Below are 25,348 nucleotides of genomic sequence, written 5' to 3'. Positions count from 1 at the left end.
TTGCGTCAGCCCCAGCACCCGTTACACCGTCTGATATGCATTGCTAGTCATAGAAAATACATGGATCTTAAAACTTCTGGGGATTGGGCCGTGCCCTCCGGCGTCTGGTACGTCGATGACGATGGCGCGTGGAGCATGCAGCGCAGCGCGGACGGCCAGAACGTCTCGCCCTTGCTGAGCCCTGCCGATATCGGCCTGCTGATGCATGCGCGGCGCCTGCCGGCTGCCGTCGGCGCGCCCGTGCGGCAGTTTCCGCCTGAATTCTCGTTCGACCCCGCCACCGGCGCGGCCTTGCAGGTGCCGCCTGGTACGGCGCTTACACCGCCCTGGGTTCCGCCTTTCGGCGCGCAGCCCGTCAGCGACGTGCCACCGGCCGGCGCGGCCGGCTTGCGCCAGGCCAGCGTGCCCCTGAAGCTGGCGGACCAGCGCGTGCGCGAAGAGCATGCGCAAGCCGACGCCTCGTTGCCCATGCCGCCGCCCGGCGAATACGAATTCTTTTCCGCCCAGTTCGGCACCAGCGCGCCCGCGCTGCTGGCGCTGGACCCACGCAAGGCCGTCTTGCACGCCTGGCTACCCGCCTCGAAACGCTGGCTGGCGCTGGACCCCGACTATGGCAGCCTGCTGGCCGAATCGGACCTGGCCCACGGCGCCTGGCGCGCCGAGCTGGTGCCGGAGTTCAACAGCGTGCTGGTCTTGCCGACCAGCCATGGCCTCGCCTGCATCCGTCCCGACGTGCCTTCGCTCACTTACGTGGTCGAGCATGTGGGCGGCGCGCCGTGTGTGGCCGCGCCTGTCTGGTTCCAGAATCGTTTGTGGGCGCCTTTGCGCGACGACGATGGCCGCATCCGCTTCGTCAATCTTGACGCGCAACAAAAGTCGGGCAGCGACGTGCTGCTCGACGGCATGATGGATCTGGGCGCCGTCGGCGCGCCCGTCGCCTACAATCGCATGGCCGTGTGGCCGTGCGCCAACGGCCAGTTGCGCTTGCAGTTGCAGCCGGATGGCAACGTGGCCGCGTCGTTGACGCCCTGGCCCGAAGGGCTGGTGCCGCACTTCGAATTCGGCAGCCCTTACCTGTCGCGCGACGGTGGCCTGTGGCAACTGTGCTTTGAAAGCCGCCGCGGCACGTATGTCTATGTGAAGCTGGGTGGCCAGGTCGAGAAGGCCGACGCGCTGGCGCCGCGCCTGTGTTCGGGCAGCTTCAATTACCGCTTCGCCACCAAGCTGAAAACGGCGCCTTGGGAAGAGCCGGAACACGGCGACGATGGCGGCAAGAACCAGGCTGTCATGCCGCTGCTCGAATCGAGTGCTGGCAACAGCGTCTTTGGCGTGAAGTTTGCCACCAGCGCCGGCCTGTCCAGCGTGCTGCGCTCGAACGAGCGCCTGGCGGCCCAGCTGGTGCAGGACGATGAATTGCGCGAAACCGCGTTTCATACCTTTGCCGTCAGCGAGCCGTGGCGCGTGCGCTTGTTTGTGCATGAAGGCACCTTGTGGGCCTACCACCCGCTGCTGTCGCGCATCGATGGCTGGGCCTTGCAGGCATGAACGCGCGCTTACTGACGGTGGCCTGCGCCGCGTTGTTCAGCGCTGCCGCCGCGCATGCGGCCGGCATCCAGCAAGCGTTTCTGGTGCAAAACTCGGGCTGGATGGAGCCGTTTTATACGGATGAACATTCGCAACTGAAAGCCCTGGTGGGCGCCGTGGCGCAGGCCGCCACGAGCCCGTCCGATAAAGTCTACACGCTGGCGTTCAGCCAGAGCAGCGGCAGCAATGTCTCGCCCGCACTGATCGGGCAGGGGCAGGGTGGCGCCGGCGTGGCGGGCCAGCTGGCCCGCCTGGGCCTGGCGCGCAAGAGCGCCGGCGGCGCGCTGGCCGACACGGATTTCCAGGAAGCCGTGACCAAAACCATCACGGGGCCGTTCCAGTCCGCGTCCGGCATCGTGTGGATTTTTACGAATAACAAGAACAGCCCGAACAACGACAGCCAGACGGCCGAGCGCAACCGCGACTTTTACCGCTTGCTGCACCTGGAGCCGTCGATCAGCAAGACCTTGGTGTTTCCACTGCGCATGCCTGTACAGGGCAAGCTGTACAGCGCCAAGGGCTTGATGGTGTATGCGCTCGCGTATGGCCAGCCGGCGTCCGAGGCGTTGACCCGCATCCTGGCTGAAGGGCGGCTGTCGCAAGTGCTGACGCGCCCGCCCGCGCGATTAAAACCGGTGGACCAGGATGCCGTGCGCATCGTGCCCCAGTCCGTCAAGAACAGTCCCAACGTGCACGCCAGCCTGGGCCGCGACGGGCGCACCATCGTGCTCGACGTCGATGCGGCGAATCTGGTGCCGCAAGTGGTGCTGCAGGCGTCCTTGCAAAACATGTTTTTCCCGTACGTGATCGACAGCGCCAGGGTGCACGCCAGCCTGGCGGGCCAGAACGCGCCCCTGCACGTTGCGCCAGATCAAATCCGCCAGTTGCAGCCGGGCGCCAGCCAGGCCGTGCAGGTACAGTTTGCCTTGCCGATGGCGCAGATTCCCTCGCCGTGGTCGGCGCAGGCGATCGCCGCCATGGGCAAGCAAGTGATGCTGCCCATGCAGGCGCAGGTGGGCTTGTCGGAACAGCGGCTGGCGCTGGCGCCCAGTTTTGGCAAAGATTTGCAGGAACTGTTCCCCGGCGACCCGATCTCGGACATGTTCACGCCGCCCGACAGCGTGCGTGCGTCGCAGGCGACGATCCCGCTGCTGGTGCGCATCCAGTATCCGCTGCTGCCCGTGCTGGTACTACTGGGCGGCGTGCTGGCGCTCGTGCTGGGTCTGCTGGCGCTGGGTTTGCTGGGCACGCGCGCCACGCGCTACAAGGTGATGGCTGACGGCGTGCAGCGCCAAGTGCTGCTCAAACCATTCAAAAGCGTGCAGATCCGCGATGATAACGGCCGCGATATCGGCGAACTCAAGCGTGGCCTGGGCAAGCCGGCCGTCGTGCGCGTGGCCGAAGGGCATACCCTGAGCCTGGCCTGAGCAACCATTTTTTAAAAAACCTTCTATTCAACTGAGGCATACCATGGCGCAAGAGACTCCAAAAGACAACAGCGGTTTTACCCTGCCGGCCCCCGCATCCGCGCCGCCGGCAGCCGATGCATCCGCTGCGGCCAGCGCCACCACGGCCACCACCGAAGCTGCGCCCGGGTTGGACCCTGCCAGCACCACCGATACCTCGTCGCGCGACACCCTGGTCGGCGGCGTGGTGCTGTTGCTGCTGTTCATCGCCTTTTTCTTTGCCAAGAATGCCTATGCGAATGGCCTGGTGGCCAAGCGCGTGCCGCCGAACAAGGCCAATGCCTCGGGCTGGTGGCTGTTCATCTTCCTGGCCAGCCTGGCGACCGGCGTCGTGCTGGCCGCCGTGAACGCGCATAAATTTCTTGCGCCACTGTTCATGGGGCCGCTGGTGCTGGTGGGCCTGGTCGCGTTACTGTTGACCTTTACATCGAGCCGCCGCTAAGCCGCGCGCCGTCGTACGCATCATCGAAGGAATCACCATGGCAGAGAACCTGAACCAAACCATCCCCGGCGGCGCCAGCGAGCGCAAGCAGGACAAGATCATCGAACTGCGCCCGACCCTGTTCATCGGCATCGGCGGCACGGGCATGCAGGTGCTGATGCGCGTGCGCCGGCGCATCCTCAACACCCTGTGGGGCGGCGCGGGCAAGCGCACGCGCATTGAGGGCTTGGCCGACTTTCCCATCGCGCAATTCATCCATTTCGACCTGGACAATGGCGCCGTGATCGAAAGCGGCGAGTCGCAGGCGAAGGACTTGCAGTTCGACCAGGTGAAGTTCACGGATGACGACAAGGTGGTCGAATCGTTCGACATGGACAAGTACAGCCGTGATGAAGATTCCCTGGAAAAATATCCGCACATCAAGGAATGGCTGCCCCTGACGCCGCAGCGCATCCGCGAATTGCGTTTCGACATGAGCAGCGGCGCCGGCCAGATCCGCGCCGTGTCGCGCCTGTATTTCTTCGACAAGTACGCGAAGATCCGCGACAAGATCCGCTTGAAGTTGAAAGCCCTGAAGGCGGGCCTGTCGCACGAGCGCCAGCTGGCCGAACTGGGTTTGCGCATGGAAACGAACCGTTTCCGCATCGTCATCGTCGGCTCCGTGGCCGGCGGCACGGGTTCCGGTTCCTTCCTCGACATGGGCTTGCTGGCGCGCTGGCTGGCGCGCAGCGAAGTGGGCGCGGCCGACGTCGAGCTGATGCTGTTCTTGCCGACCGGCTACACCAAGGCCAACAAGGACCGGGTCGAGGCCAACGGCTATGCGGCGTTGATGGAGCTGGAATCGGCGATGATGGGCAACAAGGGCTACGTGGGCCGCTGGGATGCCTACGACCGCCCGGAATTGACGCGCGAGCCGTACAGCGAGGTGTACCTGATCGACTCGGGTAATCTTGCGCAGCAGCACACCAAGGATGTCAGCGACGTCTACCACATGGTGGCCGACTCGCTGTTCGAGGATTTCGCCTCGGCCGACTTCGCGCGCGCCAAGCGCTCGATCGCCGTCAACCAGGCGCAGCACAAGAATTCGCTGTACAACGCGCCCGTGCCGCAAGACCGCTTCGGCGACATGCGCCTGTATTTCTCGAAGCGTTTTTCCTCGTTCGGTATGGCCGTGCTCGATACGCGCCAGGAAGCGGCGCGCGACGAGCGGGCCCACCGCTGGGCCGGCGCCATGCTGCAAGCGTTCTTTGGCGTGGGCGGCACGGATGCGGGCGCCAACCGCGCCACGGATACGCAGCGCGATAATTTTCTTGCTGCCAATATGTTCCTGAAGGGCACGCCGTTCAGCGATTTCCCCGAGTTTTCCGACAAGAGCATCGAATTGAAGCGCTCCAGCGGCGATTTCATCGATTTCCGCATCGTCGACGAATTGCTGGAAGACCGCCACGGCCACTTGCTGGCCGGCGTGGAAAACCGGGTCAACACGCGCATCAACGATATCCGCACGGGTTTCGACCGCAGCGAATGGCCGGCGCAAGTGCGCGACGCCATGAAACACCTGGAACGCGACGCCGTGCGCGACCAGGATTCCACGGCCGACACGACGGAAGACCGCATCAGCAAGCGCCGCCGCGAAGTGCTGGAAGACGTCAAGAAAGTCGTGCGCGACCAGCTGTATGGCTACCTGGACAACAAGGAATTCGGCGGCCTGGAATACGTGCTGTCGCTGGTGGAACAGATCAAGGACCGCATCGAGGCGCCGGGCAGCGGCTTGACGGCGCAGATCGGCAACAATGCCGAGCGCTACCGCGAGATCAAGGAAGCCGTGCGTTCACGCGAATACGAGCGCTTGCTGAACAACCTGGAACAGACGCGCAGCACCTTCGGTTTCCTGAGCAATGGCGAAAAGCAGGCGGGCGTGGTGATGGACCATTTGCGCACGGAAATGGCGAATGCGCTGAAATTCCATCTGCGCGCCAAGGCGGCGGACGAGTCCGTCATCCTGCTGGGCGAACTGTCGCGCTGGCTGGGCAACCGTGTCGGCGTCGATGCGCAAGGCCGCGCGCAGTGGAATGGCCTGGTGGGCGAGCTGCAAACGGGCCGCGAAGGCGTGCTGGCGATGCTGGCGGAACTCAAAACGGCCAATACCATCCTGCAAAAGGACCTGGACAAGGAACACGCGACGCTGATCGTCATTCCCGTCACGGAAAAAGACATTGCGCTGCCATCGGCAGCCACCTTGCGCCAGTGGGCCGATGAAGCGTTCAAGGACATGGGCGGCTCGAAAGCGCTGTTCCCCATGCTGGCCGAACCGGCGCAACGGGGCTTGATCCTGGCCAAAGTCACGCGCATGGCCGAGAACATGATCGCCACGGCGGGCCTGGCGGAAGGGGCGACGAGCACGCCCGACCCCCTGTTCGAAGCGCTGGAACAGATGGATGTGTCCGAACGCCTGGACCGTTTCCGCAAGTTGCTGGCCTGCTCCATGCCGTGGATCGACGCCAACATGGCGGGCGACTTCACGGTCGTGTCGGACCAGTTCAAGTGCGTGATCGGCGTGGCCAGCGCGGCCGCCTTCAAGGCGAAGTTCGGCGCCGAGCTCGAATCGTGCGTGCCGACCCAGGTGGGCATCACGGTGAGCCAGCTGGAAATCGTCGAAACGGGCATCCGCGGGCGCGCCGTCTGCTATTGCGAACTGGCCGGCGTGCCGATGACGGTGCTGCGCGGCCTGGAAGGCTGGCGCACCAGTTACCGCAAGGAAGGCGACAACGACAAGGCGCCGACCCACACGCACATCGATCCGACGCAATTTACGCACCCGATCGCGCCGAACACGGACGAGATGAAACGCCTGGCAGAAGACTTCGGCGAATTCCTGCAAGCGATCATGCTGGGCATACTGACGCGCCACACGGGCAGAGTTGTGCCGCCGGGCCAGTACCAGTTTGCCGTCGAACCGGGCGATTTACGCCGCATCGGCAATGAACGGGCCATCCGCCAGAACGGCATGCCCGCCTCGTACGAGAAAAATATCGCCTTGCGCATCGAGGAAAAACTCGCGGCGCTTGATGCCGTGCAGACGGCGGCCCTGGCGGCGCTGGCAAAATACTATGAACGGGGCGTGTATGCACCGAAGCTGGTGGCGCAGGCCGATGGCTCGCAGCTGCCGTATATCGGCTTTGGCAGCGCCATTTCCGCGGAAGTGGGCACGCGCTTGCGCGATTCTGCACGCCGCAAGGGCATGGCCAGCGATGAGCTCGACCGCACGGTACAAACCTTGCTGGGACGCCTGAAGGAATGGGCGAATGTCATCGGCGACTCCGACAGCGATGCCTATGACTGGGAAGTGCGCGAGCCGGAAGCGGATGGCCAGCCCCGTCTGAAATACGCGATCAAGGGGGAAATGCTGGAAGCGGGGCGCCTGGAGCAATTGTTGCGTCCGGTCAGTGCCGCCGCCGCTCCCGTGGCGCCGGTGTTCGGCATGGCGCCGCCACCGCTGGGCGGCATGCCGCCGCCTTTGCTGGAATACCAGTATTTCCTGGGCATAAACGGCCAGCAGCAGGGACCGTTTACGGGCCAGCAGATCGTGCAGTACGTGCAGGCGGGGCAAGTCGTGCCCGCCACCACCAAGGTGTGGCGCGCCGGCTTGCCGGCCTGGGTCGACCTGGCCCAGTTCGCCGAACTGGCGCCTTTGTTCCTCAGCGCGCCGCCACCGTTGATGCCGCCGCCCCTGTGAACGCTGGAATGACGTTGGAATGAAGGATTAGTTTTGGATATCTGCATCAAATGCAAGGGCGGCCTGTTCAGTGCTGTCAGCCATTGCCCCTACTGCGGTCACGCCGTGGCTGGCGCGGCCAAGCCAGCGGCGGCCGCGCCGCCACCGCTGCCGCCCGTGCCCGCGCCTATGCCAGTAGCGCCCAAGCCGCCGCCTGTGCCGGTGACACCGGCGCCTGTGCCGAAACCACCGCCGAAACCGGCGCAGCCGCAGCCGCAAGCTGCGCCGAAGCCTGTACCAGCCCCGGCGCCAGCCCCGGCAGCACCGGTGCCGCCGTCACCGCCGCGCAAGTGGCTGCGCTGGCTGGGCGGCCTTGCCGTGCTGGCGGTCGTCATCGTCTACATGAACGGCAAGCCGGGCGGCAAGAACGATGCGGCTTGCAATGACGCTATCGACAGCGGCTTGAAATTGGTGGCGAATGGCAGCCTGGACGGCGCCCGCCAGAAGCTGGCGACGGCGAAAAATGTGTGCACGGGCAAGTCCAGCGCCAAGGCGGACGATTTGCAGGCGGCGATCGGCAAGGCGGGCGCCGCATCAGGCAGTTGCCAGCGCGGCGTGCGCGCCATCGAGCGTGCCATCGATGGCCATCAATTGCAAAGCGCGGCCAGCGGCATCGCCGCGCTCGACGCCGACTGCGCGGGCGCATCCAGCGTGGATTCCTTGCGCAAGCAGTTGGCGCGCCAGCAGGCGGCAGCCGCGTCCGTGCTGGTGGGAGTGCGCCAGGCGCTCGATGGCAAGGATGCCACGGCGGCAAGGAATGGCATCGCCCGGCTGGAAGCGATCGACCGCGAAGCGCTGGAATTGCCGCAGTTGAAGGCCGATGTGCAAGCGCTGTCGGCGGCCCCGGCCCCGGCGCCTGCGCCCGTTTCAGCACCGGCACCGGTGGAAACGGCACCGGCCCGCAGCGTGCCAACGGAACCGGCGCCCGCGCGCGTGGTCGAACGTTCAGCGGTGGCCGAACGCCGTCCGCTGGAAACGTCGCCCGTCGATAGCGGCGCTGCCATGCGCAGCGAGATGGCGCAATCGTTCCTGCGCGACGCCGAGCGTTCTTTGTTGGAAGGCAAGTTCGATGCGGCCAAGACGTATCTGGAAAGCGCGCGCCGCGTCGATCCCGGCAATGCGCGCATCGACAACCTGTCGCGCCGCATCCGCGAACGCGAGCGGCAAGTGCTGCAGACGGAAACAACGATCAATTAGTTATCAGGGGGCACCATGCTCAATCACACCACCTTGCGCGCCACCGCCGCACTGACCATCGCCGCCATACTGGCCGGCTGCGCCACGGCACCGATGAATCCGAACGGCGTGCGCCAGGACGGTTCCTATCCGCAAGGCGCTACCCAGGCGGCCACGGATGAAGACCCGTGCAGCGTGGGCACGTCGGCGGCGGCCGGCGCGGCCGTGGGGGCGCTGCTGGGCGCGCTGGCGGGCGGCAAGAATGGCGCGCTGAAGGGCGCGGCCATCGGCGGCGGCCTGGCGGCGGCCGGTTGCCTGGCCATCAATGTCAATTCACGCCAGACCAAGACGGCGGCGCAGGCGGACCGCGACTACATCCGCGCACGCGGCGCGCTGCCGCGCGAGCCGCAAGTGGTGTCGTACACGCCGCAGCTGAGCGCGTCGACCGTCAAGCGCGGCCAGCCGTTCAAGGTTCATTCGGTGGTGGAGCTGGTCAACGGCAGCGCGCAAAGCATCAACGACGTGCGCGAAGAACTGGTAGTGCTCGATCCGCAGGGTCAGCCATTCAAGTCCGGCTCGAAGGCCTTGGCCAGCAGCAACAAATCGGGCGGGCGCTTTGAAAACTCGTTCGAGCTGACCTTGCCGGCCGGCGTGTCGCAGGGCGTGTATGGCGTCAAGACGAATTTATATGTCAACGGCAAACTGGCCGCCACGCGCGACCTGCGCACGCAGCTGGTGATGCTGGATGTGGATACCGGCGTTGACGCGCAGCTGGCGCTGCGCTGATTGCCGTATGCAAACGCGTAGGTCGGATTAGCGGGGTAAAGCCCCGCGTAATCCGACAACACCACCAACGCCAACAATGTTGTCGGATTACGGCCCCTTGGGCCTAATCCGACCTACGCGCCGCCCTGGTACCCGTGCTGGCGCCAGGCCTCGTAGACGACGACGGCCACCGTATTCGATAAATTCAAACTGCGGTTATCCGGGCGCATCGGCAGGCGGATGCGCTGCTCTGCCGGAAAGCCGTCGCGCAGGGCAGGATCCAGGCCCTTTGTCTCGGAACCGAACACGAACACGTCGCCTGGCAAGAAGGCCACGTCGCCGAACGGGCGCGAGCCGCGCGTGGTCATGGCGAACATGCGGGCCGGGTCGGGCTGGGTGTCGGCCAGGAACGCTGCCCAATTCTTGTGCACCTTCATCTTGGCGTAGTCGTGGTAATCGAGGCCGGCGCGTTTCATCTTGGCATCGTCGAGCGGAAAGCCCAGCGGTTCGACCAGGTGCAGTTGCGCACCCGTGTTGGCGCACAGGCGGATGACGTTGCCCGTATTGGGCGGGATTTCAGGTTCTACCAAAACAACGTGAAACAAAATGCTCTCCTTGGGTCTATCTGTATCTAATATATAGCTAAATTAATGCGGCGGCGTGCGCGCCACCACCAATATGCTGACCTTCACCGCCCCTGCGCTCTTGCAGGCGGCCGCCAGGGCGTTAACGGTATGGCCGCTGCTCATCACGTCGTCGACGATGCCCACGTGACACCCTTGCAATAACGCCCCGTGTTCGGGCGCGATGGAGAACGCGTGCGCCAGGTTGGCTCGCCGTTCCTGCGGCGCCACGCTGCTTTGCGCCCGCGTGTCGCGCACGCGCAGCGCCAGGCGGGGCTGCAAAGGGACGTCCAGCCGGCGCGCCAGCGGGCGCGCGATTTCCAGCGCCTGGTTGAAGCCCCGCTGGGCCAGCCGGGCAGGGCCCAGCGGCACCGGGCACAGCAGTTGCGGCGCGTCCCACGCCTGTTGTTGCTGAATGGCAACATGCAGCAGTTCTGCCAACAGGGGCGCCAGCGCCAGGCGCGCGCCGAATTTCAGCTGCAGCAGCAACTGGTCGACGGGCGCCGCATAATCAAACGCCGTGACGGTAGCGTCATACGCGGGCCGCTGGCGCAGGCAGCGCCCGCACAGCAGCGCCACCTCGATGTCCGCGAGCGGATTGGCGCACTGGCGGCAGCGGGGCCGTGCTTGTCCCCGCCCTTGCCCAAGATACTGCGCGCGGCAGGGCGAACACAGCACCTCCGCGCAGCCGATGCCGCACAGTGCGCATTGCGCCGGCAGCAAGGTGGCGCCCAGCCACTGGCGCAGCGCCTGCCAGGCGGCATCAAGGCGGGGCTGGGTGGCGGTCCGCATCGCGATGGTGTCGTTCCATGTACACTGCCGACATTATCTCACCTCACCGGTTTCAACATGCCAGTTCCCGCCAATCCACCCAAAATGAGTGCGCCCATCGATGCGGTGCAAGTACGCGATTTCTTTTCCCGTCCCGCGCGCGTCGCGCCGTCGGATTTTCTGCGCCGCGAAGTGTCGGCCCGCATGCACGAGCGCCTGGAGCTGGTGAAAATCACGCCCTTGCGCGTGCTCGACGCCGGCTGCGGCCCGGGCGCGGACCTGGCGCAGTTGCATAAGGATTATCCCGCCGCGCAGATTATCGGTCTCGATGCAGCGCAAGCGATGATGCAGGCGGCGCGCGCGCCCGCGTCGAAACTGGCCAGCCTGAACCAGTTCCTCAGCAAACTCTTGCCGGCCAAGGCGGGCGTGGATCTGCTGTGCGGCGACCTCGGCGACTTGCCACTGGCGCAGGGCAGCATCGACCTGGTGTGGTCCAACCTGGCGCTGCACTGGCATGCCCAGCCCGACCGCGTGTTTGCCGAATGGCGGCGCGCGCTGCGCCTCGATGGTTTGCTGATGTTTTCCTGTTTCGGTCCCGACACCTTCCGCGAAGTGCGCGACGCGTTTGCCGAGGCGGATTTATATCCGCACGCCTTGCCTTTTGTCGACATGCACGACTTTGGTGACATGCTGGTCGAGACGGGTTTTTCCACGCCCGTGCTGGACATGGAAATCATTACGGTGACCTACGACACGGCGGAAAAACTGCTGGCGGACGTGCGCGCCTTTGGCGGCAACCCGCTCACCACGCGCCGGCGCGGCCTGATGGGCAAGGCGGCCTGGCAGCGCATGCTGGCCGCGCTGGAAAAGATGCGCCGTCCCGACGGCAAGCTGGGCCTGAGTTTCGAGGTCATCTATGGTCACGCCTTCCGTCCCGCGCCGCGCGTGACGCGCAATGGCGAAGCCATCATCCGCTTCGATTTGCCGCGCAAACCCAAATAAAACGGCAAAGAAACCGACACTTGGTCGCCATCCGCGCATGGATGTTGCCGCAACCGTTGCAAAGCGTGCGGCGGCCAGCAGAAGGGCACGCACAAAGCCGATTATTGCTTGATGGATTCAAGTTTACTTGACTATAATCGTTGACTGTTTGTCAGCTTGCTAAGTAACCCCCAAGAAATTATTGTGATTTCTGACTTTCATAACCGGCGCTCTGCGGCGTTGCCCACTGCTAGCAGTGCTCGCACTGCGTCGCAGTGGGCGCCTTGCATAGCATCCGGTTCTGTTCGTCATAACTTCACAAGAATTTCCTGAGGATTACTAAGTCAAAAAACAAGGGCTGCATACAAAATAAAAAAAACAAAGCAAGACTTATTCGAAGTTACTGCATTAGTATAGTAACCATCTTCCACACGAGGCCATTTCAAGGTGGGGAAGAAAAACAGGGTTCCAGCATGGTTGTCCGTCAGCGTTTTGGCTGCCGCAGCCAGCATGGAATTCGCTGGTGCTTGACGCACATGGCCGTATTCTGGCCGTGTTGCTTTCATGGAGGAGCGGCAGCGGTCCAGTACGGAGAAATCCGCAGCCGTTTAAAATATCATTATTTTTGGGTGGTTGGGGAAAACATGACACATGCAAAGCGACTTCAATCGTTGCTGCTCGGGCTGTCTTTGACAGCGTTTGGCATCGGGCGATGGGCCACGGCGGCACCGGCTGCCAGCACCTATCCCGGCACCGGCGGTCCCGTGCCGTTCGAAATGAATCTGCAGCCGCCGGCGACGCAGATCGCCCATGAAATCTACGATTTGCACACCCTGATGATGATCATCTGCCTGGTGATCTTCGTGGCCGTGTTCGGCGTCATGTTCTATTCCATCTTCAAGCACCGCAAGTCCCTGGGCCACAAACCTGCCACCTTCCACGAAAGCACCACCGTCGAGATCGCCTGGACCGTCGTGCCTTTCCTGATCGTCATCGGCATGGCCCTGCCTGCCACGCGCACCGTGGTGGGCATGAAGGACACCTCGAACGCCGACATCACCATCAAGGCCACCGGCATGCAGTGGAAGTGGGGCTATGACTACCTGAAAGGCGAGGGCGAAGGCATTTCCTTCCTCTCCAACCTGGCCACGCCGCGCTCGCAAGTGGGCGCACCTGGCGTGCCGCCGACGGAAAAGCGCGGTGAAAACTACCTGATCGAAGTCGACAACGAAGTTGTCGTGCCGGTCAACAAGAAGATCCGCGTGGTGCTGACGGCCAACGACGTCATCCACGCCTGGTCCGTGCCCGCCTTCGGCGTGAAGCAGGATGCGATTCCCGGTTTCGTGCGCGACACCTGGTTCAAGGCCGACCATATCGGCACCTTCCGCGGCAATTGCGCCGAGTTGTGCGGCAAGGAACACGCCTTCATGCCCATCGTCGTCAAGGTTGTCTCGGCAGATGACTACAAGGCCTGGGTTGATGTAAAACAAAAGGAAATGGCGGCATTGGCTGATGATCCAAACAAGGTGTGGACCATCGATGAATTGAAGGTCAAGGGCGAGAAAGTGTATGCGGCCAACTGCGTGGTCTGCCACCAGGCAACCGGCAAGGGCGTGCCCGGTGCATTTGCGCCGCTGGACGGCTCGGCCGTCGTGAACGGTCCGAAAGCGGAACAGATGCATGTCTTGCTGAACGGGCAAAAGAGCGGCAAGTATCCCGCTGAAATGCCAGCATGGAAACAGCTGTCCGACACGGAAATTGCCGCAGTGATCACTTACACGCGCAATTCCTGGTCGAACAAGGCCGCAGAGAACATCGTTCAACCAGCCGAAGTCGTGGCTGCACGCAAGTAATTAGGAGCCGTACATGAGCACTAGCACCTTGGACCACGCCGGTCACGATCACGACCATGCCCACGATCATCCCACTGGCTACCGCCGCTGGCTGTTTGCCACCAACCACAAGGATATCGGTACCCTGTACCTGTGGTTCTCGTTCATCATGCTGCTGTCGGGCGGCGTGCTGGCCCTGATGATACGCACGGAACTGTTTCACCCGGGCTTGCAATTCTTCCACCCTGAATTTTTTAATCAACTGACCACCATGCATGGCCTGGTGATGGTGTTTGGCGCCATCATGCCGGCCTTCGTCGGCTACGCCAACTGGATGATCCCGCTGCAAGTGGGCGCATCCGACATGGCGTTTGCCCGCATGAACAACTTCTCGTTCTGGCTGCTGCCGCCGGCCGCGCTGCTGCTGGCCACATCCTTCCTCGTGCCGGGCGGCGCCACGGCTGCCGGCTGGACCCTGTATGCACCGCTGTCGACGCAGATGGGCCCCGGCATGGACATGGCCATTTTCGCCATGCACCTGATGGGCGCCTCGTCCATCATGGGCTCGATCAACATCATCGTCACCATTTTGAACATGCGCGCCCCTGGCATGACCCTGATGAAAATGCCGATGTTCTGCTGGACCTGGCTGATTACCGCGTATCTGTTGATCGCCGTCATGCCCGTGCTGGCCGGCGCCATCACCATGACCCTGACGGACCGCCATTTCGGCACGTCCTTCTTTAACGCGGCTGGCGGCGGCGACCCCGTCATGTACCAGCACATCTTCTGGTTCTTCGGCCACCCCGAGGTCTACATCATGATCTTGCCGGCCTTCGGCATCGTCTCGCAGATCCTGCCCGCGTTTGCCCGCAAGCCCCTGTTCGGCTATGCCTCGATGGTCTACGCCACGGCCTCGATCGCGATTCTGTCCTTCATCGTCTGGGCGCACCACATGTTTACCACCGGTATGCCGGTGACCAGCCAGCTGTTCTTCATGTATGCGACCATGCTGATCGCCGTGCCCACGGGCGTGAAAGTGTTCAACTGGATCGCCACCATGTGGAAGGGTTCCATGACGTTCGAAACGCCGATGCTGTTCTCGGTGGGCTTCATCTTCGTCTTCACCATGGGCGGTTTCACGGGCCTGATCCTCGCCGTCACGCCGATCGACATCCAGCTGCAAGACACCTATTATGTGGTGGCGCATTTCCACTACGTGCTGGTGGCCGGTTCGCTGTTCGCCCTGTTCGCCGGCTTCTACTACTGGTCGCCGAAATGGACGGGCCATATGTACAACGAGACGCGCGGCAAGATCCACTTCTGGCTGTCCTTGATCACGTTCAACGTGACCTTCTTCCCGATGCACTTCCTGGGCCTGGCCGGCATGCCGCGCCGCTACGCCGACTATCCGGCGCAGTTCACGGACTTTAATATGATCGCCTCGATCGGCGGCTTCGGCTTTGGCCTGATGCAGGTGTACTTCCTGTTCTTCGTGGTCTTGCCGACCATCCGCGGCGGCAAGGCTGCGCCAGCGAAACCATGGGAAGGCGCGGAAGGCCTGGAATGGACCGTGCCGAGCCCGGCGCCTTTCCACACGTTTGAAACGCCGCCGACAGTGAAGTGAGGTATCCCGGGCCGGCGTGTTGCGCGGCCCGTCTTGAATAAAGTGCCTGTCATGACCGAAGTGAAAACTGAGCGTAAAAAACCGAACAACCTGCGTACCGGGCTGATCCTGGCCGCCCTGGCGGCCTTCTTCTTCCTGTCCGTGTTCATCAAGCGCATGTGGCTCTGACGTGACGACACCCCACCAACAGGAAACACGCGGCCTGAACCGCAAGATGCTGGGCAAGCTGATCGTCATTGCCGTGCTGATGTTTGGCTTTGGCTATGCCCTGATTCCCGTCTACAAGCAGATTTGCGAAGTGATGGGCATCAACGTGCTGACGCAAAAAGATGGCACGGTGGCCTACGACAACAATACGCAGGTCGACACGACGCGCAGCATCACCGTCGAGTTCGACGGCAATGCGCAGGGGCCATGGCGCTTCCGCCCGACCGTCTCGAGCATGCAGGTGCATCCGGGCGAACTGGTGACCGTCATGTATGAAGTGGTCAACACGCAAAACCGCGTCGTCAACGCGCAAGCCATTCCCAGCTACGCGCCGCAGAGCGCCACGCCGCATTTCAAGAAGGTCGAGTGCTTCTGCTTCAAGCAGCAGACCTTGAAACCGCACGAAGCGCGGCAGATGCCGGTGGTGTTCTTCCTCGATCCGGCCCTGCCGAAAGAGGTAAAGACCATCACCCTGTCGTACACGTTTTTCGAGATTGCCGGTCTGAGCCAGGCTCAGACGCCGGCCGTCCAATAGGAGAGTGCCATGGCCAAGCCAGACCAGCCGGAAAAAGCATCGTTCCTGTATTCGCTGCGCGCCGTCGTGTGGTCATTCACGGGCCTGCGCCGCAAGAGCGATTTCGACACGGATTCGGCCAAGCTCAATCCCGTGCACATCGTCATCGCCGGCTTCCTGGTAGTCGCCTGCCTGATCGGCATCCTGATTTCGATTGTTAAATTCGTCGTTTTATAAATTATAAAAAACCACCCTATAAGTTTTTGAGGAGATGATGATGAGTTCCAACCACGCCGCCGTACCTTATTATTTCGTGCCCGGCCCGTCGCGCTGGCCCATGCTGGGCGGCGCCAGCCTGCTGCTGACCATGATCGGCGCCTCGGCCTGGGTCAACGACGTCTCCTGGGGCCCGTACGTGAATTACCTGGGCATCGCCGGTATCCTGCTGGTGCTGTACTTCTGGTTCGGCGACGCCATCAGCGAATCGGAGCAGGGCCTGTACAGCGAGCGCATCGACCACTCCTTCCGTTGGAGCATGAGCTGGTTCATCTTTTCGGAAGTCATGTTCTTCGCCGCCTTCTTCGGCGCGCTGTTCTATGCGCGCAGCATTTCCATGCCGTGGCTGGCCGACCTTGACCACAAGGTGATCTGGCCCGATTTCGCCGCCCAGTGGGGCAATACGGGCCCGGCCGGCACGGTGCAGGAATTTACCACCATGACGCCGTTCTGGATTCCGACCATCAATACGGCCTTGCTGCTGACATCGGGCGTCACCCTGACGATTTCCCACCACGCGCTGCGCGCCGGCCACCGCGCCATGACGGCCCTGTTCCTGTTCGCCACGATCGTGCTGGGCGCCATCTTCATGGGCTTCCAGGTGTACGAGTACATGCACGCGTACAGCGAACTGAACTTGAAACTGACGTCCGGTATCTACGGCGCCACCTTCTTCATGCTGACGGGCTTCCACGGTTTCCACGTGACCCTGGGCGCCATCATGCTGTCCGTCATCCTGTACCGCGTGCTGAAAGGCCACTTTACGCCCGAGCACCACTTCGGCTTCGAAGGCGCAGCCTGGTACTGGCACTTTGTCGACGTCGTCTGGCTGGGCCTGTACGTGGTCGTGTATTGGTTATAATGGCGGGGCAGGGCGCGCGCCGTTGAAGGGTGCGCCTGCACCATAAAAAAAAGCCGTACCGGGAGATCCTGTGTACGGCTTTTTTCTTAGCGTGAAGAATTTGCTAATCAGGCAAGAAGAAGCTTAATGTATGCCCGTCGGCTGGATGTAGCCCAGGTGATGCGCCAGCAGGATCAGTAAAAACAGGGTGATTGACAAGCCCACGCGCAAGGCCAGCGCCTGCACGGTGCGGTTGCTCTTGCCCTTGTCGCGCATGAGGAAGAACAGGGCCGAGCCCAGGCTGCCCAGGATCAGGATGAAGGCGATGGCAACGAGGATTTTCATGGATGGTAGCGCCAGGCTTGAGGAGGTTTCATTGTAATGCGTATCCGCTTCCATTTTAGATGGATTCCATTTGTTGTAATGCTGCTACTGGTGGCCCTGGGGGGCTCTCTGGCGCAATGGCAGCAGCGCCGTGGCGACGAGAAACTCGCCCGCGCCGCCAAACTCGAAGCGGGCAACCAGGCCGCGCCGCTGGCATTGACGGCCGCGCCCCTGCTGCCGGCCGATGCGCAAGCGATCGAATACCGCCGCGTCACCGTCACGGGGAATTTTGTACCCGCCTGGACGGTCTACCTGGACAATCGCCCCTACAAGGGGCAGGCCGGTTTCCACGTGCTCACGCCATTTCAAATTGACGGTTCCGCCATGCACGTGCTGGTGGCGCAGGGCTGGCTGCCGCGCAACAATGCCGAGCGCGCGCGCATCCCCGATTACGCCACGCCAGCCGGCACCGTTACCATTAGCGGTATCGCGCGCCTGAACGCGGGCCATGTTATGGAGCTGGGCACGGCGCCGGCCCTGGCGCCGCACGCCATCGTGCAAAATGCCGATATCGGGCAGCTGGCCGGGGCCAGCGGCCTGGCCTTGCAACCCTTCATTCTTGAACAAACAGCTGATCCGACAGCGCCAGCGGCCAGCGCGCTTCCCGTGCGCGACTGGCCGGCGCCCGACCTGGGCGCCGACAAGCACCGCGGCTATGCCTTCCAGTGGTACGCACTGGCACTGATGGCTTTTTTATTTTTTGTCTTTACAGGATTTCGACGTGCAAACAAACAACCCTGAAGCAACGCAAGACAACAGCAACAAGCAGGCACAGAACACCGGACGCTGGAAACTGCTGGCCGTGGTGGCCGTGTGCGCCTTTCCCATCATCGCCTCGTATTTCACGTATTACATCATCAAGCCCACGGGCCGCAATAACTATGGCGCCTTGATCGACCCCCGTTTGCACCCGATACCCGAAGCCCAGCTGCATGTGACGGAACTCAATGGCAAGGCGGCGCCATTGGCGCAATTCAAGGGCAAGTGGGTGCTGCTGCAAACGGGGCCATCCGATTGCCAGGAAGCGTGCAAGAAGCAATTGTTTGACATGCAACAACTGCGCCTCATGCAGGGCAAGGAACGCGAACGCCTGGAAAGAGTCTGGCTGGTGACGGATGCGCAGCCGCTCGACACCCTCGTGATGCGCGAATTCGACGGCACCAGCATGCTGCGCGTGAATAACGACGCCCTGAAAGCGTGGCTGCCCGTGGAGGCGGGCGGCCAGACCAGCGACCATTTGTATTTGATCGATCCGCTGGGCAATCTGATGATGCGCTTCCCGAAAGACGCGGACCCGAACAAGATCAAGAAAGACATCGCCAAGCTGCTCAAAGCTTCGGCGATCGGTTGAGGAGTCTGCATGCCGACGATGCATCTCTCCGCGCTGGCCCAGCTGGGCTTGACAGGTTTGCTGGTGGCGTTGCTGCCCTTGACCATGGTATGGGTGTCTGCGGACGCCAATAAATACCGCAAGCTGGTGTGGATCGCCGTCTTTTTGACGGTCGACCTGATCATGTTTGGCGGCTTTACGCGCCTGTCCGATTCCGGCCTCGGTTGCCCGGACTGGCCCGGCTGCTATGGCTCGGCCAATCCTTTCCTGGCGCACGAGCATATCGTGGCGGCGGAAACCCTGATGCCGACGGGGCCCGTGACGGTGGTGAAAGCGTGGATCGAAATGACGCACCGCTACCTGGCCATGGCCATCGGCGTCTTGATCGTGGCGATGATGGTGCAAGCGTGGCGCCAGTGGAAGAAAAGCAAACGGCAGGAATTCGCCCCGGCGCTGCCGACGGCGCTGTTCCTGTTCGTCTGCCTGCAGGGCGCGTTCGGTGCCTGGACGGTGACCTTGAAACTGCAGCCGGTGATCGTCACCATCCACTTGCTGCTGGGCATGGGGCTGCTGGGCATGCTGACGTGGCTGGGCGGGCGCCAGGATCATGCCGTCCAACCCTTGCTGCGCGCCGATGCGGATGCGTCCGTGCTGCGCCCCGTGCGCGCGCTGGCCGTCATGTCGCTGATGCTCTTGACCGTGCAGATCGCGCTGGGCGGCTGGGTGAGCACCAACTACGCCACCCTGGCCTGCACGGATTTCCCCCTGTGCGGCGGCAAAGTCATTCCGGAGATGGATTTTGAACACGGTTTCCATTTGTGGCGCGAGCTGGGCAAGACGGCAGCCGGCCATTACTTGCCGTTTTCCGCGCTGACAGCCATCCACTGGGTGCACCGCAATTTCGCCTTCATCGTGGCAGCTGGCATCGGCTACACCGTGTTTCGCGCATGGAAACTGCCATCCCTGCGCGGCACGGCGCGCTGGGTCGCGCTGGTGCTGGCCTTGCAGGTAGCCACGGGCCTGGCGACGATTTACCTGAGCTGGCCATTGTCGATTGCCGTGCTGCATAACGGCGGGGCGGCGTTGCTCGTGTTGTTGCTGACCATGTTAAACTACAAGGCTAAATTCCAACTCGATGTTGCGCGCAATGTTCAGCGCGCTTGCGCCTCCGCGCCAGTGCCCACGGCACCAGCCAGTCCTTCCCGTACCGCATAAATGACTACTCAGACCATCAGCCGTAAACCATCCCCCCGCATCGCCCAGTACTGGGCGCTGACCAAGCCGCGCGTGACGCAACTGGCCGTGTTTTGCGCCGTCATCGGCATGTTCCTGGCCAGCGAGGAGTTGCCGGACTGGCGCGCGGTGGTGTTCGGCACCATCGGCATCTGGTTGCTGGCTGGCGCCGCGTTTGCCGTCAATTGCCTGGCCGAGCGCGAAATCGATGCGCGCATGGCCCGCACGGCGCGCCGCCCCATGGCCATGGGCGACATTACCGTCAAGCAGACGGTGGTGTTCGCGCTGGTGATTGGCGGCCTGGGCATGGCGATTCTGTATAACCTCGTCAATCCGCTGACCATGTGGCTGACCTTTGTCACCTTTGTCGGCTATGCCCTGATCTACACCATGGTGCTCAAACCCGCCACGCCGCAAAACATCGTCATCGGCGGCCTGTCCGGCGCCATGCCGCCCGCGCTGGGCTGGGCCGCCGTCGCCAACGACGTGCCGATGCAGGCGTGGCTGCTGGTTCTGATCATCTTTGTCTGGACGCCGCCGCATTTCTGGGCGCTGGCCATGTATCGCCGCGACGACTACGCGCGCTCGGGCTTGCCCATGCTGCCCGTCACGCACGGCATGCAATTCACGCAATTTCACGTCTGGCTGTACTCGATCGCGCTGGCCGCCACCACCTTGCTGCCGTTTGCCGTGCGCATGAGCGGCCTGATCTACCTGGCATCGGCCGTGGTGCTGAACGCCGGCTTCCTGTATTACGCGTGGAAGATGTACCGCCACTACACGGACTTGATCGCGCGCAAAGCGTTTACGTATTCCATCATTTACCTGGCATTGCTGTTCGCGGCCCTGCTGGTCGACCACTATATTCCCCTCGGCATATGAAAAAAACCCTGACCCTGTTGTTGGCGGCCGCCCTGGTCGCCGTCCTCGCCGGCTGCGGCAAGCCTGCCGCACCGAAGCTGGAATTCAAGAATACGGACGTGACGGGCCTCGGCTACGCGCGCGAGTTCGCGCTGACGGATCACACGGGCCACCCGCGCACCCTGGCCGACTACAAGGGCAAGCTGGTGCTGATGTTCTTCGGCTACACGCAATGCCCGGACGTCTGTCCCACGACCATGGCCGACATGGCGCAGGTGATGCAGGCAATGGGCCCGCAAGCGGAGCAGGTGCAAGTGCTGTTCGTCACCGTCGACCCCGAGCGCGACACGCAAGCCTTGCTGGCGCAGTACGTGCCCGCCTTCGACAAGCGCTTCGTCGGCCTGTATGGCGATGCGGCCGCGACGGCCAGGGTGGCCAAGGAATTCAAGGTGTATTACGCCAAGGTCGAGGGCGAAACGGATAGCAGCTACACGGTCGACCACACGGCCGGCACCTATGTGTTCGACCGTGAAGGCAAGATCCGCCTGTTCGTGCGCCACGGCGAAAAACCTGCCGCCATCGCGCATGATCTTAAACTTCTGCTATCCTGATCCGGTCGCGCCCCCAGGCGCCATCTTCAGGATTTGCAGTACATGGACAAACGTTTCGAGCCCCACGCCCGCCTGGCAGCCATCATCTTCTTGCTGATCGGCTGCTTTTTCGTCTTGCGGCCTTTCCTGGCCGCCATGCTGTTTGCCGCCTGCGTGGGCATTTCCAGCTGGCCCCTGTATCTGCTGCTGCTCGAGCGCCTGAAAGGCCGGCGCAACTGGGCGGCCGCCATCATGACCTTGTCCCTGGTGCTGGTCATCGTGCTGCCGCTGGCCCTCGTCACCTACAACCTGGCCGACAATGTCTCGCGCGTGTACGAGCAGATCCGCGTCGCGCTGGAATCGGGCGGCCTGCATCCGCCGGCCTGGCTGGCCAGCATCCCCGTGGTGGGCGAAACCATCGATGGCTACGTGCGGCGCTTGCTGGAAGACCGCGATGAACTATTGAATTTGGGTAAGACCATGCTGGAGCCGGCGCGCCATTTCCTCGCTTCCGGTGGCATCTTGCTGGGTACGGGCCTGGCGCAGACCAGCCTGGCCGTGTTCGTCAGCTTCTTCCTCTACCGCGATGGCCAGCTACTGAGCCGTGCCTTGATGACGGGCGCCGGCCGCATCATCGGCGACAGCGCGCCGGGTGTGGGCCTGACCATCAGCCGCACCGTGCGCGGCGTCATGTATGGCTTGTTGGGTACGGCGTTGGCGCAGGCGCTGGTAGCCGTGGTGGGTTTTTTGATCGCTGGCGTGCCCGCCGTAGCGTTGCTGGGCGTGGCCACCTTCATCTTTTCGCTGATCCCCGTGGGCCCGCCCCTGATCTGGGGCGGCGCCGCCATCTGGCTGTTCAATGACGGCCAGACGGGCTGGGGCATCTTCATGCTGGTGTGGGGCGGTTTGCTGATCAGCGGCGTGGATAACGTGGTGAAACCCATGCTGATCAGCCGCGGCAGCAGCCTGCCGTTTTTGCTGGTGCTGCTGGGCGTGCTGGGCGGCGTGCTGGCCTTCGGCTTCGTCGGCATTTTTATTGGACCGACCCTGCTGGCGGTGCTGTACAGCTTGCTGCAAACGTGGACGGTAGGCGAGACCACCGTGCCGCAGGGAAAAGACACCCTGACGAGCAAGAAGTAATCAGTCGCGCAAGTCTGCGCGCCTTGTATAACCCAACGGCAAGGACTGGGGTCGGACCCTCAGGGTCCGACCCCGGCCTTTCGCCGTTGGGGTACGTCTTGCTTAATCCCTTAAATCGGCATCCAGATCCCGCTCCTGCTTGGGGATCACCTTGATCAGTACGATGCGGGGCCCGTTCATCTTCTTGACGACGATATCGAAGTCGACAAAGGTGATGCGCTGGCCCTGCTTCGGGATGTCCCCCAGCTTGACCATGATCAAGCCGCCCACCGATTCCACGTCGTCCAGCCCCAGTTCCTCGTTCTCGATATCGATGCCGAGGATGCGTTCGAGCGAGAAGATGGGCAGGCTGGCCTTGCCGATCAGGGTACCGTCGCTTTGCTTGAGCCAGTCGTTTTCATTGCGGCGGAATTCATCGCGGATTTCGCCCACCATGGCGCCGAGCAAGTTATCCAATGTGATGAAACCCAGTGGGCGCTTGCCCTTCTCTCCGATCAGGGCGAAGTGGGGCGCGCCGTCGCGGAAACGGCGGAACAGTTCCAGCGCTGGCGTGCGCGCGGAAATGATGTCGACGGGACGCAAAAACGGCGTGAGCGAGGTGATCGGTTTGCCCGCCTGCTGGGCAAAGAACAGGTCTTTCAAGTGCACCACGCCCAGCACGTCGTCTTCATTCGTGTCGAAATACGGATAGCGGCTGAAGCGGTTGCGCAGCACCGTGTCGAGGTTTTCTTCCACGGTGTTTGACGCGTACAGGGCGATCACTTCATTGATCGGGCGCATCAGGTCCGACACCGTCATCTGTTCGAAATCGAGCGACTGGGCCAGGATGTTGCGCTCGTCGCGCGTAAATTTTTCGCCGGGCTGGCTGGTGCGCAAGATCAGTTTGAGTTCTTCGGACGAGTAATGGGCATCGTGGCCGCCCTTGCCGGACAGGCCCGCCATGCGCAGCACCCAGTTGGCGCTGGCGTTGAGCAGGTAAATGGCCGGATACATGGCCCAATAGAAACCATACAGGGGAATCGCGCTCCACAGGCCGACGGCTTCCGGGTTGCGGATGGCCATCGATTTGGGCGCCAGTTCGCCCACCACAATGTGCAGGAAGGAAATCACGCTGAAGGCGACGACGAACGAGACGCCGTGGATCAGTTCTTGCGAGGTGACGCCGATGGCGCCGAAGAGCGGCTCGAGCAAGCCGGCAAACGCCGGTTCGCCGACCCAGCCCAGTCCCAGCGATGCCAGCGTGATACCCAGCTGGCAGGCGGACAGGTAGGCGTCCAGCTGGCCATGCACCTTGGCCAGGATGCGGCCCCGTAGTCCCTGCGTCTTGGCGATGGCGCGGATGCGCGTGCGCCTTAAGGTGACGATGCCAAATTCGGCGGCAACAAAAAAACCGTTCAGCGCGACCAGGAAGAGGGCGAGCAGGACTAGCAAGACATTGTGCATGAGGGCGCGGAAGATGGGCTGTCAAAACGTCATCTTAAACGACGAAGGGCGCCATAGCCTAATTTTTGCCGCGCACGCCGCCCGTGCAGGCGTGCGCGCGCGGTGGTTTTTCCACGCTTTTTCAGCTTTTGGCCGCCGTTTGCGGTCCGCCGCGCATGGCAAAGACCATGACGGCCGAAACGATGGCGGGGATGGCAACGACGAGGAAAATCGTGCTGTTCGGCCAGTTCAGGCGGATCAGCTCACCACCGAGCACGGGGCCGATGATGGAGCCGATGCGCCCGATGCCCAGGCTCCAGCCGATGCCCGTCGAGCGCAGGGTGGTCGGGTAGTAGCTGGCCGCCAGGGCATTGACGGCAGGCTGGCCGCCCACCACGCAAAAGCCGGCGATGAAGATGGTAATGAAGAGGAAGGCCAGCGACACGTCGGGACGGCCGATCAGGGCAATGGCGACTGCGGCAACGAGGAAGCATGGCAGCAGGATGCGGCGGAAGCTGGAGCGGTCGATCAGCTGGCCCATGACGAGGGTGCCGATGGTGCCGCCCACTTGCAGGGCCGTGCCTGCCAGCACGGCGTTGGCCGTGGACAGGCCCGCTTCCTTGGCGATCGTCGGTAGCCAGTTGGACAGGAAATATAAATTAAGCAAGTTCATGAAGTTGATGACCCACAGCAAGATCGTCATCTTCGCGCGGCCGTCCGTAAATAGTTGCAGCACGGGCGCGCCCTTGTGTTCCTTCTCATGCACGACGTATTGCGTGTCGGCCGTGATGCTCACCGTCGGGTCGATGCGTTTCAACCACTGCGCCACCTTGTCCAGCTTGCGTTTCTTCAATACCAGGAATTGCATCGATTCCGGCAGCAGGAAGAACATCAGCACGCCGATCACCAGCGGTACCACGCCGCCCACGTAAAACACGGATTGCCAGCCGAATGCGGGAATCAGCGCGGCAGACAGCAGCCCACCCAGCACGGCGCCCAGCGTAAAGCCGCACGAGACCAGCATCATCAGGGTGACTTTCTTGCGCAGCGGGCTGTATTCGCCGGCCAGCGCCATGGCGTTCGGCATCACGGCGCCCAGGCCCAGGCCCGTGATGAAACGGATCAGCTGCAATTGCTCGATGTTCGTCGCCAGCGGCGTGACCAGCATGCACAGCGAAAAGAAGATGGTCGAGCCGATCAGCACGGGACGGCGGCCGAACTTGTCGGCCGTGATGCTGAAGACGAGCGAGCCGACCAGCATGCCCAGCAAGCCCGCGCCAAACACGGGGCCCAGGTTGGCCTTGCTGACGTGCCAATCGGCAATGATGGCGGGCGCCACATAGCCCATCGCCTGTACATCGAAGCCATCCATGATGACGCACAGCCCGCACAGGATCAGCATGCCGATCTGGAAGGAGCCGATCTTGTTGTTATTGATGAGATCGGGAATATCGATCGTCTTGCCTGCCGTGGACATGGTGCCGCTCCTGTTTTTTATGGTGGTCGCG

At 62.7% G+C, this 25,348-nt stretch carries 25 protein-coding genes; 19 read left to right on the top strand and 6 right to left on the bottom strand.

The genetic code is table 11. The features are described from left to right. Window positions 1-60: 60 nt before the first annotated feature. The 6 genes from ACP7EG_RS21370 to ACP7EG_RS21345 are packed head-to-tail and all read left to right on the top strand — an operon-like array spanning window position 61 to window position 9,229. Window positions 61-1,545 (top strand): hypothetical protein, encoded by a 1,485-nt coding sequence (locus ACP7EG_RS21370; RefSeq protein ID WP_426089206.1) that lies wholly within the window; start codon window positions 61-63, stop codon window positions 1,543-1,545. Further along, window positions 1,542-3,011: a hypothetical protein gene (locus ACP7EG_RS21365; RefSeq protein WP_426089205.1), complete on the top strand. Its 1,470-nt coding sequence runs from the start codon at window positions 1,542-1,544 to the stop codon at window positions 3,009-3,011. Before ACP7EG_RS21370 ends, ACP7EG_RS21365 begins: the two co-directional genes overlap by 4 nt. Window positions 3,012-3,054: 43 nt before the next feature. Next, window positions 3,055-3,492, top strand: coding sequence for a hypothetical protein (locus ACP7EG_RS21360; protein WP_426089204.1), 438 nt, complete (start codon window positions 3,055-3,057; stop codon window positions 3,490-3,492). A gap of 37 nt (window positions 3,493-3,529) precedes the next feature. Beyond that, window positions 3,530-7,228 (top strand): tubulin-like doman-containing protein, encoded by a 3,699-nt coding sequence (locus ACP7EG_RS21355; RefSeq protein WP_426089203.1) that lies wholly within the window; start codon window positions 3,530-3,532, stop codon window positions 7,226-7,228. 33 nt (window positions 7,229-7,261) lie between these two features. Continuing rightward, complete coding sequence (locus tag ACP7EG_RS21350; protein WP_426089202.1) at window positions 7,262-8,464, top strand: hypothetical protein; 1,203 nt, start codon at window positions 7,262-7,264, stop codon at window positions 8,462-8,464. A 15-nt stretch (window positions 8,465-8,479) separates the two neighbouring features. Then, window positions 8,480-9,229 carry a hypothetical protein gene (locus ACP7EG_RS21345; RefSeq protein ID WP_426089201.1) on the top strand — a complete coding sequence of 250 codons (750 nt, stop codon included), beginning with the start codon at window positions 8,480-8,482 and terminating at the stop codon, window positions 9,227-9,229. Window positions 9,230-9,342: 113 nt separating this feature from the next. Here the strand turns inward: ACP7EG_RS21345 and trmL are convergent, their stop codons facing one another. Both trmL and ACP7EG_RS21335 read right to left on the bottom strand, forming a co-directional pair. Beyond that, window positions 9,343-9,813, bottom strand: a complete 471-nt coding sequence (gene trmL, locus ACP7EG_RS21340) for a tRNA (uridine(34)/cytosine(34)/5-carboxymethylaminomethyluridine(34)-2'-O)-methyltransferase TrmL (RefSeq protein WP_034784868.1) — start codon at window positions 9,811-9,813, stop codon at window positions 9,343-9,345. A gap of 42 nt (window positions 9,814-9,855) precedes the next feature. Beyond that, a complete protein-coding gene (locus tag ACP7EG_RS21335) occupies window positions 9,856-10,623 on the bottom strand; it encodes a phosphoribosyltransferase family protein (protein WP_426089200.1) in 768 nt (255 codons plus the stop codon). A gap of 84 nt (window positions 10,624-10,707) precedes the next feature. Between ACP7EG_RS21335 and ACP7EG_RS21330 the strand changes: the two genes are divergently transcribed. Then, window positions 10,708-11,604, top strand: coding sequence for a methyltransferase domain-containing protein (locus tag ACP7EG_RS21330; protein WP_099760640.1), 897 nt, complete (start codon window positions 10,708-10,710; stop codon window positions 11,602-11,604). Window positions 11,605-11,927: 323 nt separating this feature from the next. Here the strand turns inward: ACP7EG_RS21330 and ACP7EG_RS21325 are convergent, their stop codons facing one another. Continuing rightward, complete coding sequence (locus ACP7EG_RS21325; protein ID WP_426089199.1) at window positions 11,928-12,149, bottom strand: hypothetical protein; 222 nt, start codon at window positions 12,147-12,149, stop codon at window positions 11,928-11,930. A gap of 78 nt (window positions 12,150-12,227) precedes the next feature. Between ACP7EG_RS21325 and coxB the strand changes: the two genes are divergently transcribed. The 6 genes from coxB to ACP7EG_RS21295 are packed head-to-tail and all read left to right on the top strand — an operon-like array spanning window position 12,228 to window position 16,901. Continuing rightward, window positions 12,228-13,436 (top strand): cytochrome c oxidase subunit II, encoded by a 1,209-nt coding sequence (gene coxB / locus ACP7EG_RS21320; RefSeq protein ID WP_426089198.1) that lies wholly within the window; start codon window positions 12,228-12,230, stop codon window positions 13,434-13,436. Window positions 13,437-13,449: 13 nt separating this feature from the next. Continuing rightward, window positions 13,450-15,042 carry a cytochrome c oxidase subunit I gene (ctaD, locus tag ACP7EG_RS21315; RefSeq protein ID WP_077399730.1) on the top strand — a complete coding sequence of 531 codons (1,593 nt, stop codon included), beginning with the start codon at window positions 13,450-13,452 and terminating at the stop codon, window positions 15,040-15,042. Window positions 15,043-15,093: 51 nt separating this feature from the next. Further along, complete coding sequence (locus ACP7EG_RS21310) at window positions 15,094-15,210, top strand: cytochrome oxidase small assembly protein (RefSeq protein WP_426089197.1); 117 nt, start codon at window positions 15,094-15,096, stop codon at window positions 15,208-15,210. Between the two features lies 1 nt (window position 15,211). Further along, on the top strand, window positions 15,212-15,784 hold the full coding sequence (locus ACP7EG_RS21305; protein ID WP_081344910.1) for a cytochrome c oxidase assembly protein: 573 nt from the start codon (window positions 15,212-15,214) through the stop codon (window positions 15,782-15,784). Between the two features lie 9 nt (window positions 15,785-15,793). After that, window positions 15,794-16,000, top strand: coding sequence for a DUF2970 domain-containing protein (locus tag ACP7EG_RS21300; protein WP_071079423.1), 207 nt, complete (start codon window positions 15,794-15,796; stop codon window positions 15,998-16,000). Between the two features lie 40 nt (window positions 16,001-16,040). Then, entirely contained in the window at window positions 16,041-16,901 is an 861-nt protein-coding gene (locus ACP7EG_RS21295) for a cytochrome c oxidase subunit 3 (RefSeq protein WP_426089196.1), read from the top strand. Window positions 16,902-17,024: 123 nt separating this feature from the next. Here ACP7EG_RS21295 and ACP7EG_RS21290 read toward each other — a convergent pair whose 3' ends face one another. Continuing rightward, entirely contained in the window at window positions 17,025-17,225 is a 201-nt protein-coding gene (locus ACP7EG_RS21290; RefSeq protein ID WP_046683386.1) for a twin transmembrane helix small protein, read from the bottom strand. A gap of 36 nt (window positions 17,226-17,261) precedes the next feature. On the opposite strand from ACP7EG_RS21290, the gene ACP7EG_RS21285 reads away from it, so the two are divergent. The 6 genes from ACP7EG_RS21285 to ACP7EG_RS21260 are packed head-to-tail and all read left to right on the top strand — an operon-like array spanning window position 17,262 to window position 22,418. Beyond that, the gene (locus ACP7EG_RS21285; RefSeq protein ID WP_426089195.1) at window positions 17,262-18,005 is read left to right on the top strand and encodes an SURF1 family protein; all 744 of its coding nucleotides are present in this window, start codon (window positions 17,262-17,264) and stop codon (window positions 18,003-18,005) included. After that, window positions 17,986-18,615: an SCO family protein gene (locus tag ACP7EG_RS21280; protein ID WP_426089194.1), complete on the top strand. Its 630-nt coding sequence runs from the start codon at window positions 17,986-17,988 to the stop codon at window positions 18,613-18,615. Before ACP7EG_RS21285 ends, ACP7EG_RS21280 begins: the two co-directional genes overlap by 20 nt. Window positions 18,616-18,633: 18 nt before the next feature. Further along, the gene (locus tag ACP7EG_RS21275) at window positions 18,634-19,809 is read left to right on the top strand and encodes a COX15/CtaA family protein (RefSeq protein WP_426089309.1); all 1,176 of its coding nucleotides are present in this window, start codon (window positions 18,634-18,636) and stop codon (window positions 19,807-19,809) included. Further along, window positions 19,810-20,709: a heme o synthase gene (cyoE, locus tag ACP7EG_RS21270; RefSeq protein WP_426089193.1), complete on the top strand. Its 900-nt coding sequence runs from the start codon at window positions 19,810-19,812 to the stop codon at window positions 20,707-20,709. After that, the gene (locus ACP7EG_RS21265) at window positions 20,706-21,299 is read left to right on the top strand and encodes an SCO family protein (protein ID WP_282407990.1); all 594 of its coding nucleotides are present in this window, start codon (window positions 20,706-20,708) and stop codon (window positions 21,297-21,299) included. Before cyoE ends, ACP7EG_RS21265 begins: the two co-directional genes overlap by 4 nt. Before the next feature lie 42 nt (window positions 21,300-21,341). Further along, a complete protein-coding gene (locus ACP7EG_RS21260) occupies window positions 21,342-22,418 on the top strand; it encodes an AI-2E family transporter (protein ID WP_426089192.1) in 1,077 nt (358 codons plus the stop codon). A 102-nt stretch (window positions 22,419-22,520) separates the two neighbouring features. Here the strand turns inward: ACP7EG_RS21260 and ACP7EG_RS21255 are convergent, their stop codons facing one another. Next, the gene (locus ACP7EG_RS21255) at window positions 22,521-23,861 is read right to left on the bottom strand and encodes a hemolysin family protein (RefSeq protein WP_426089191.1); all 1,341 of its coding nucleotides are present in this window, start codon (window positions 23,859-23,861) and stop codon (window positions 22,521-22,523) included. Between the two features lie 121 nt (window positions 23,862-23,982). After that, window positions 23,983-25,317 carry an MFS transporter gene (locus ACP7EG_RS21250; RefSeq protein WP_426089190.1) on the bottom strand — a complete coding sequence of 445 codons (1,335 nt, stop codon included), beginning with the start codon at window positions 25,315-25,317 and terminating at the stop codon, window positions 23,983-23,985. Between the last annotated feature and the right edge of the window lie 31 nt (window positions 25,318-25,348).

The organism is Janthinobacterium sp. PSPC1-1, assembly GCF_049897625.1.
GTDB classification, from domain to species: Bacteria; Pseudomonadota; Gammaproteobacteria; order Burkholderiales; family Burkholderiaceae_D; genus Janthinobacterium; species Janthinobacterium tructae.
The sequence above is the reverse complement of the archived record's forward strand: the minus strand, read 5'-3'. Positions and strand labels throughout refer to the sequence as shown.

Bases quoted from the DNA above. Each gene is read 5' to 3' on its own strand.
- ACP7EG_RS21370 (WP_426089206.1), top strand. From the start codon at position 61: ATGGATCTTAAAACTTCTGGGGATTGGGCCGTGCCCTCCGGCGTCTGG.
- ACP7EG_RS21365 (WP_426089205.1), top strand. From the start codon at position 1,542: ATGAACGCGCGCTTACTGACGGTGGCCTGCGCCGCGTTGTTCAGCGCT.
- ACP7EG_RS21360 (WP_426089204.1), top strand. From the start codon at position 3,055: ATGGCGCAAGAGACTCCAAAAGACAACAGCGGTTTTACCCTGCCGGCC.
- ACP7EG_RS21355 (WP_426089203.1), top strand. From the start codon at position 3,530: ATGGCAGAGAACCTGAACCAAACCATCCCCGGCGGCGCCAGCGAGCGC.
- ACP7EG_RS21345 (WP_426089201.1), top strand. From the start codon at position 8,480: ATGCTCAATCACACCACCTTGCGCGCCACCGCCGCACTGACCATCGCC.
- ACP7EG_RS21335 (WP_426089200.1), bottom strand. From the start codon at position 10,623: ATGCGGACCGCCACCCAGCCCCGCCTTGATGCCGCCTGGCAGGCGCTG.
- ACP7EG_RS21330 (WP_099760640.1), top strand. From the start codon at position 10,708: ATGAGTGCGCCCATCGATGCGGTGCAAGTACGCGATTTCTTTTCCCGT.
- ACP7EG_RS21325 (WP_426089199.1), bottom strand. From the start codon at position 12,149: ATGAAAGCAACACGGCCAGAATACGGCCATGTGCGTCAAGCACCAGCG.
- coxB (WP_426089198.1), top strand. From the start codon at position 12,228: ATGACACATGCAAAGCGACTTCAATCGTTGCTGCTCGGGCTGTCTTTG.
- ctaD (WP_077399730.1), top strand. From the start codon at position 13,450: ATGAGCACTAGCACCTTGGACCACGCCGGTCACGATCACGACCATGCC.
- ACP7EG_RS21310 (WP_426089197.1), top strand. From the start codon at position 15,094: ATGACCGAAGTGAAAACTGAGCGTAAAAAACCGAACAACCTGCGTACC.
- ACP7EG_RS21300 (WP_071079423.1), top strand. From the start codon at position 15,794: ATGGCCAAGCCAGACCAGCCGGAAAAAGCATCGTTCCTGTATTCGCTG.
- ACP7EG_RS21295 (WP_426089196.1), top strand. From the start codon at position 16,041: ATGAGTTCCAACCACGCCGCCGTACCTTATTATTTCGTGCCCGGCCCG.
- ACP7EG_RS21290 (WP_046683386.1), bottom strand. From the start codon at position 17,225: ATGAAAATCCTCGTTGCCATCGCCTTCATCCTGATCCTGGGCAGCCTG.
- ACP7EG_RS21285 (WP_426089195.1), top strand. From the start codon at position 17,262: ATGCGTATCCGCTTCCATTTTAGATGGATTCCATTTGTTGTAATGCTG.
- ACP7EG_RS21275 (WP_426089309.1), top strand. From the start codon at position 18,634: ATGCATCTCTCCGCGCTGGCCCAGCTGGGCTTGACAGGTTTGCTGGTG.
- cyoE (WP_426089193.1), top strand. From the start codon at position 19,810: ATGACTACTCAGACCATCAGCCGTAAACCATCCCCCCGCATCGCCCAG.
- ACP7EG_RS21265 (WP_282407990.1), top strand. From the start codon at position 20,706: ATGAAAAAAACCCTGACCCTGTTGTTGGCGGCCGCCCTGGTCGCCGTC.
- ACP7EG_RS21260 (WP_426089192.1), top strand. From the start codon at position 21,342: ATGGACAAACGTTTCGAGCCCCACGCCCGCCTGGCAGCCATCATCTTC.
- ACP7EG_RS21255 (WP_426089191.1), bottom strand. From the start codon at position 23,861: ATGCACAATGTCTTGCTAGTCCTGCTCGCCCTCTTCCTGGTCGCGCTG.
- ACP7EG_RS21250 (WP_426089190.1), bottom strand. From the start codon at position 25,317: ATGTCCACGGCAGGCAAGACGATCGATATTCCCGATCTCATCAATAAC.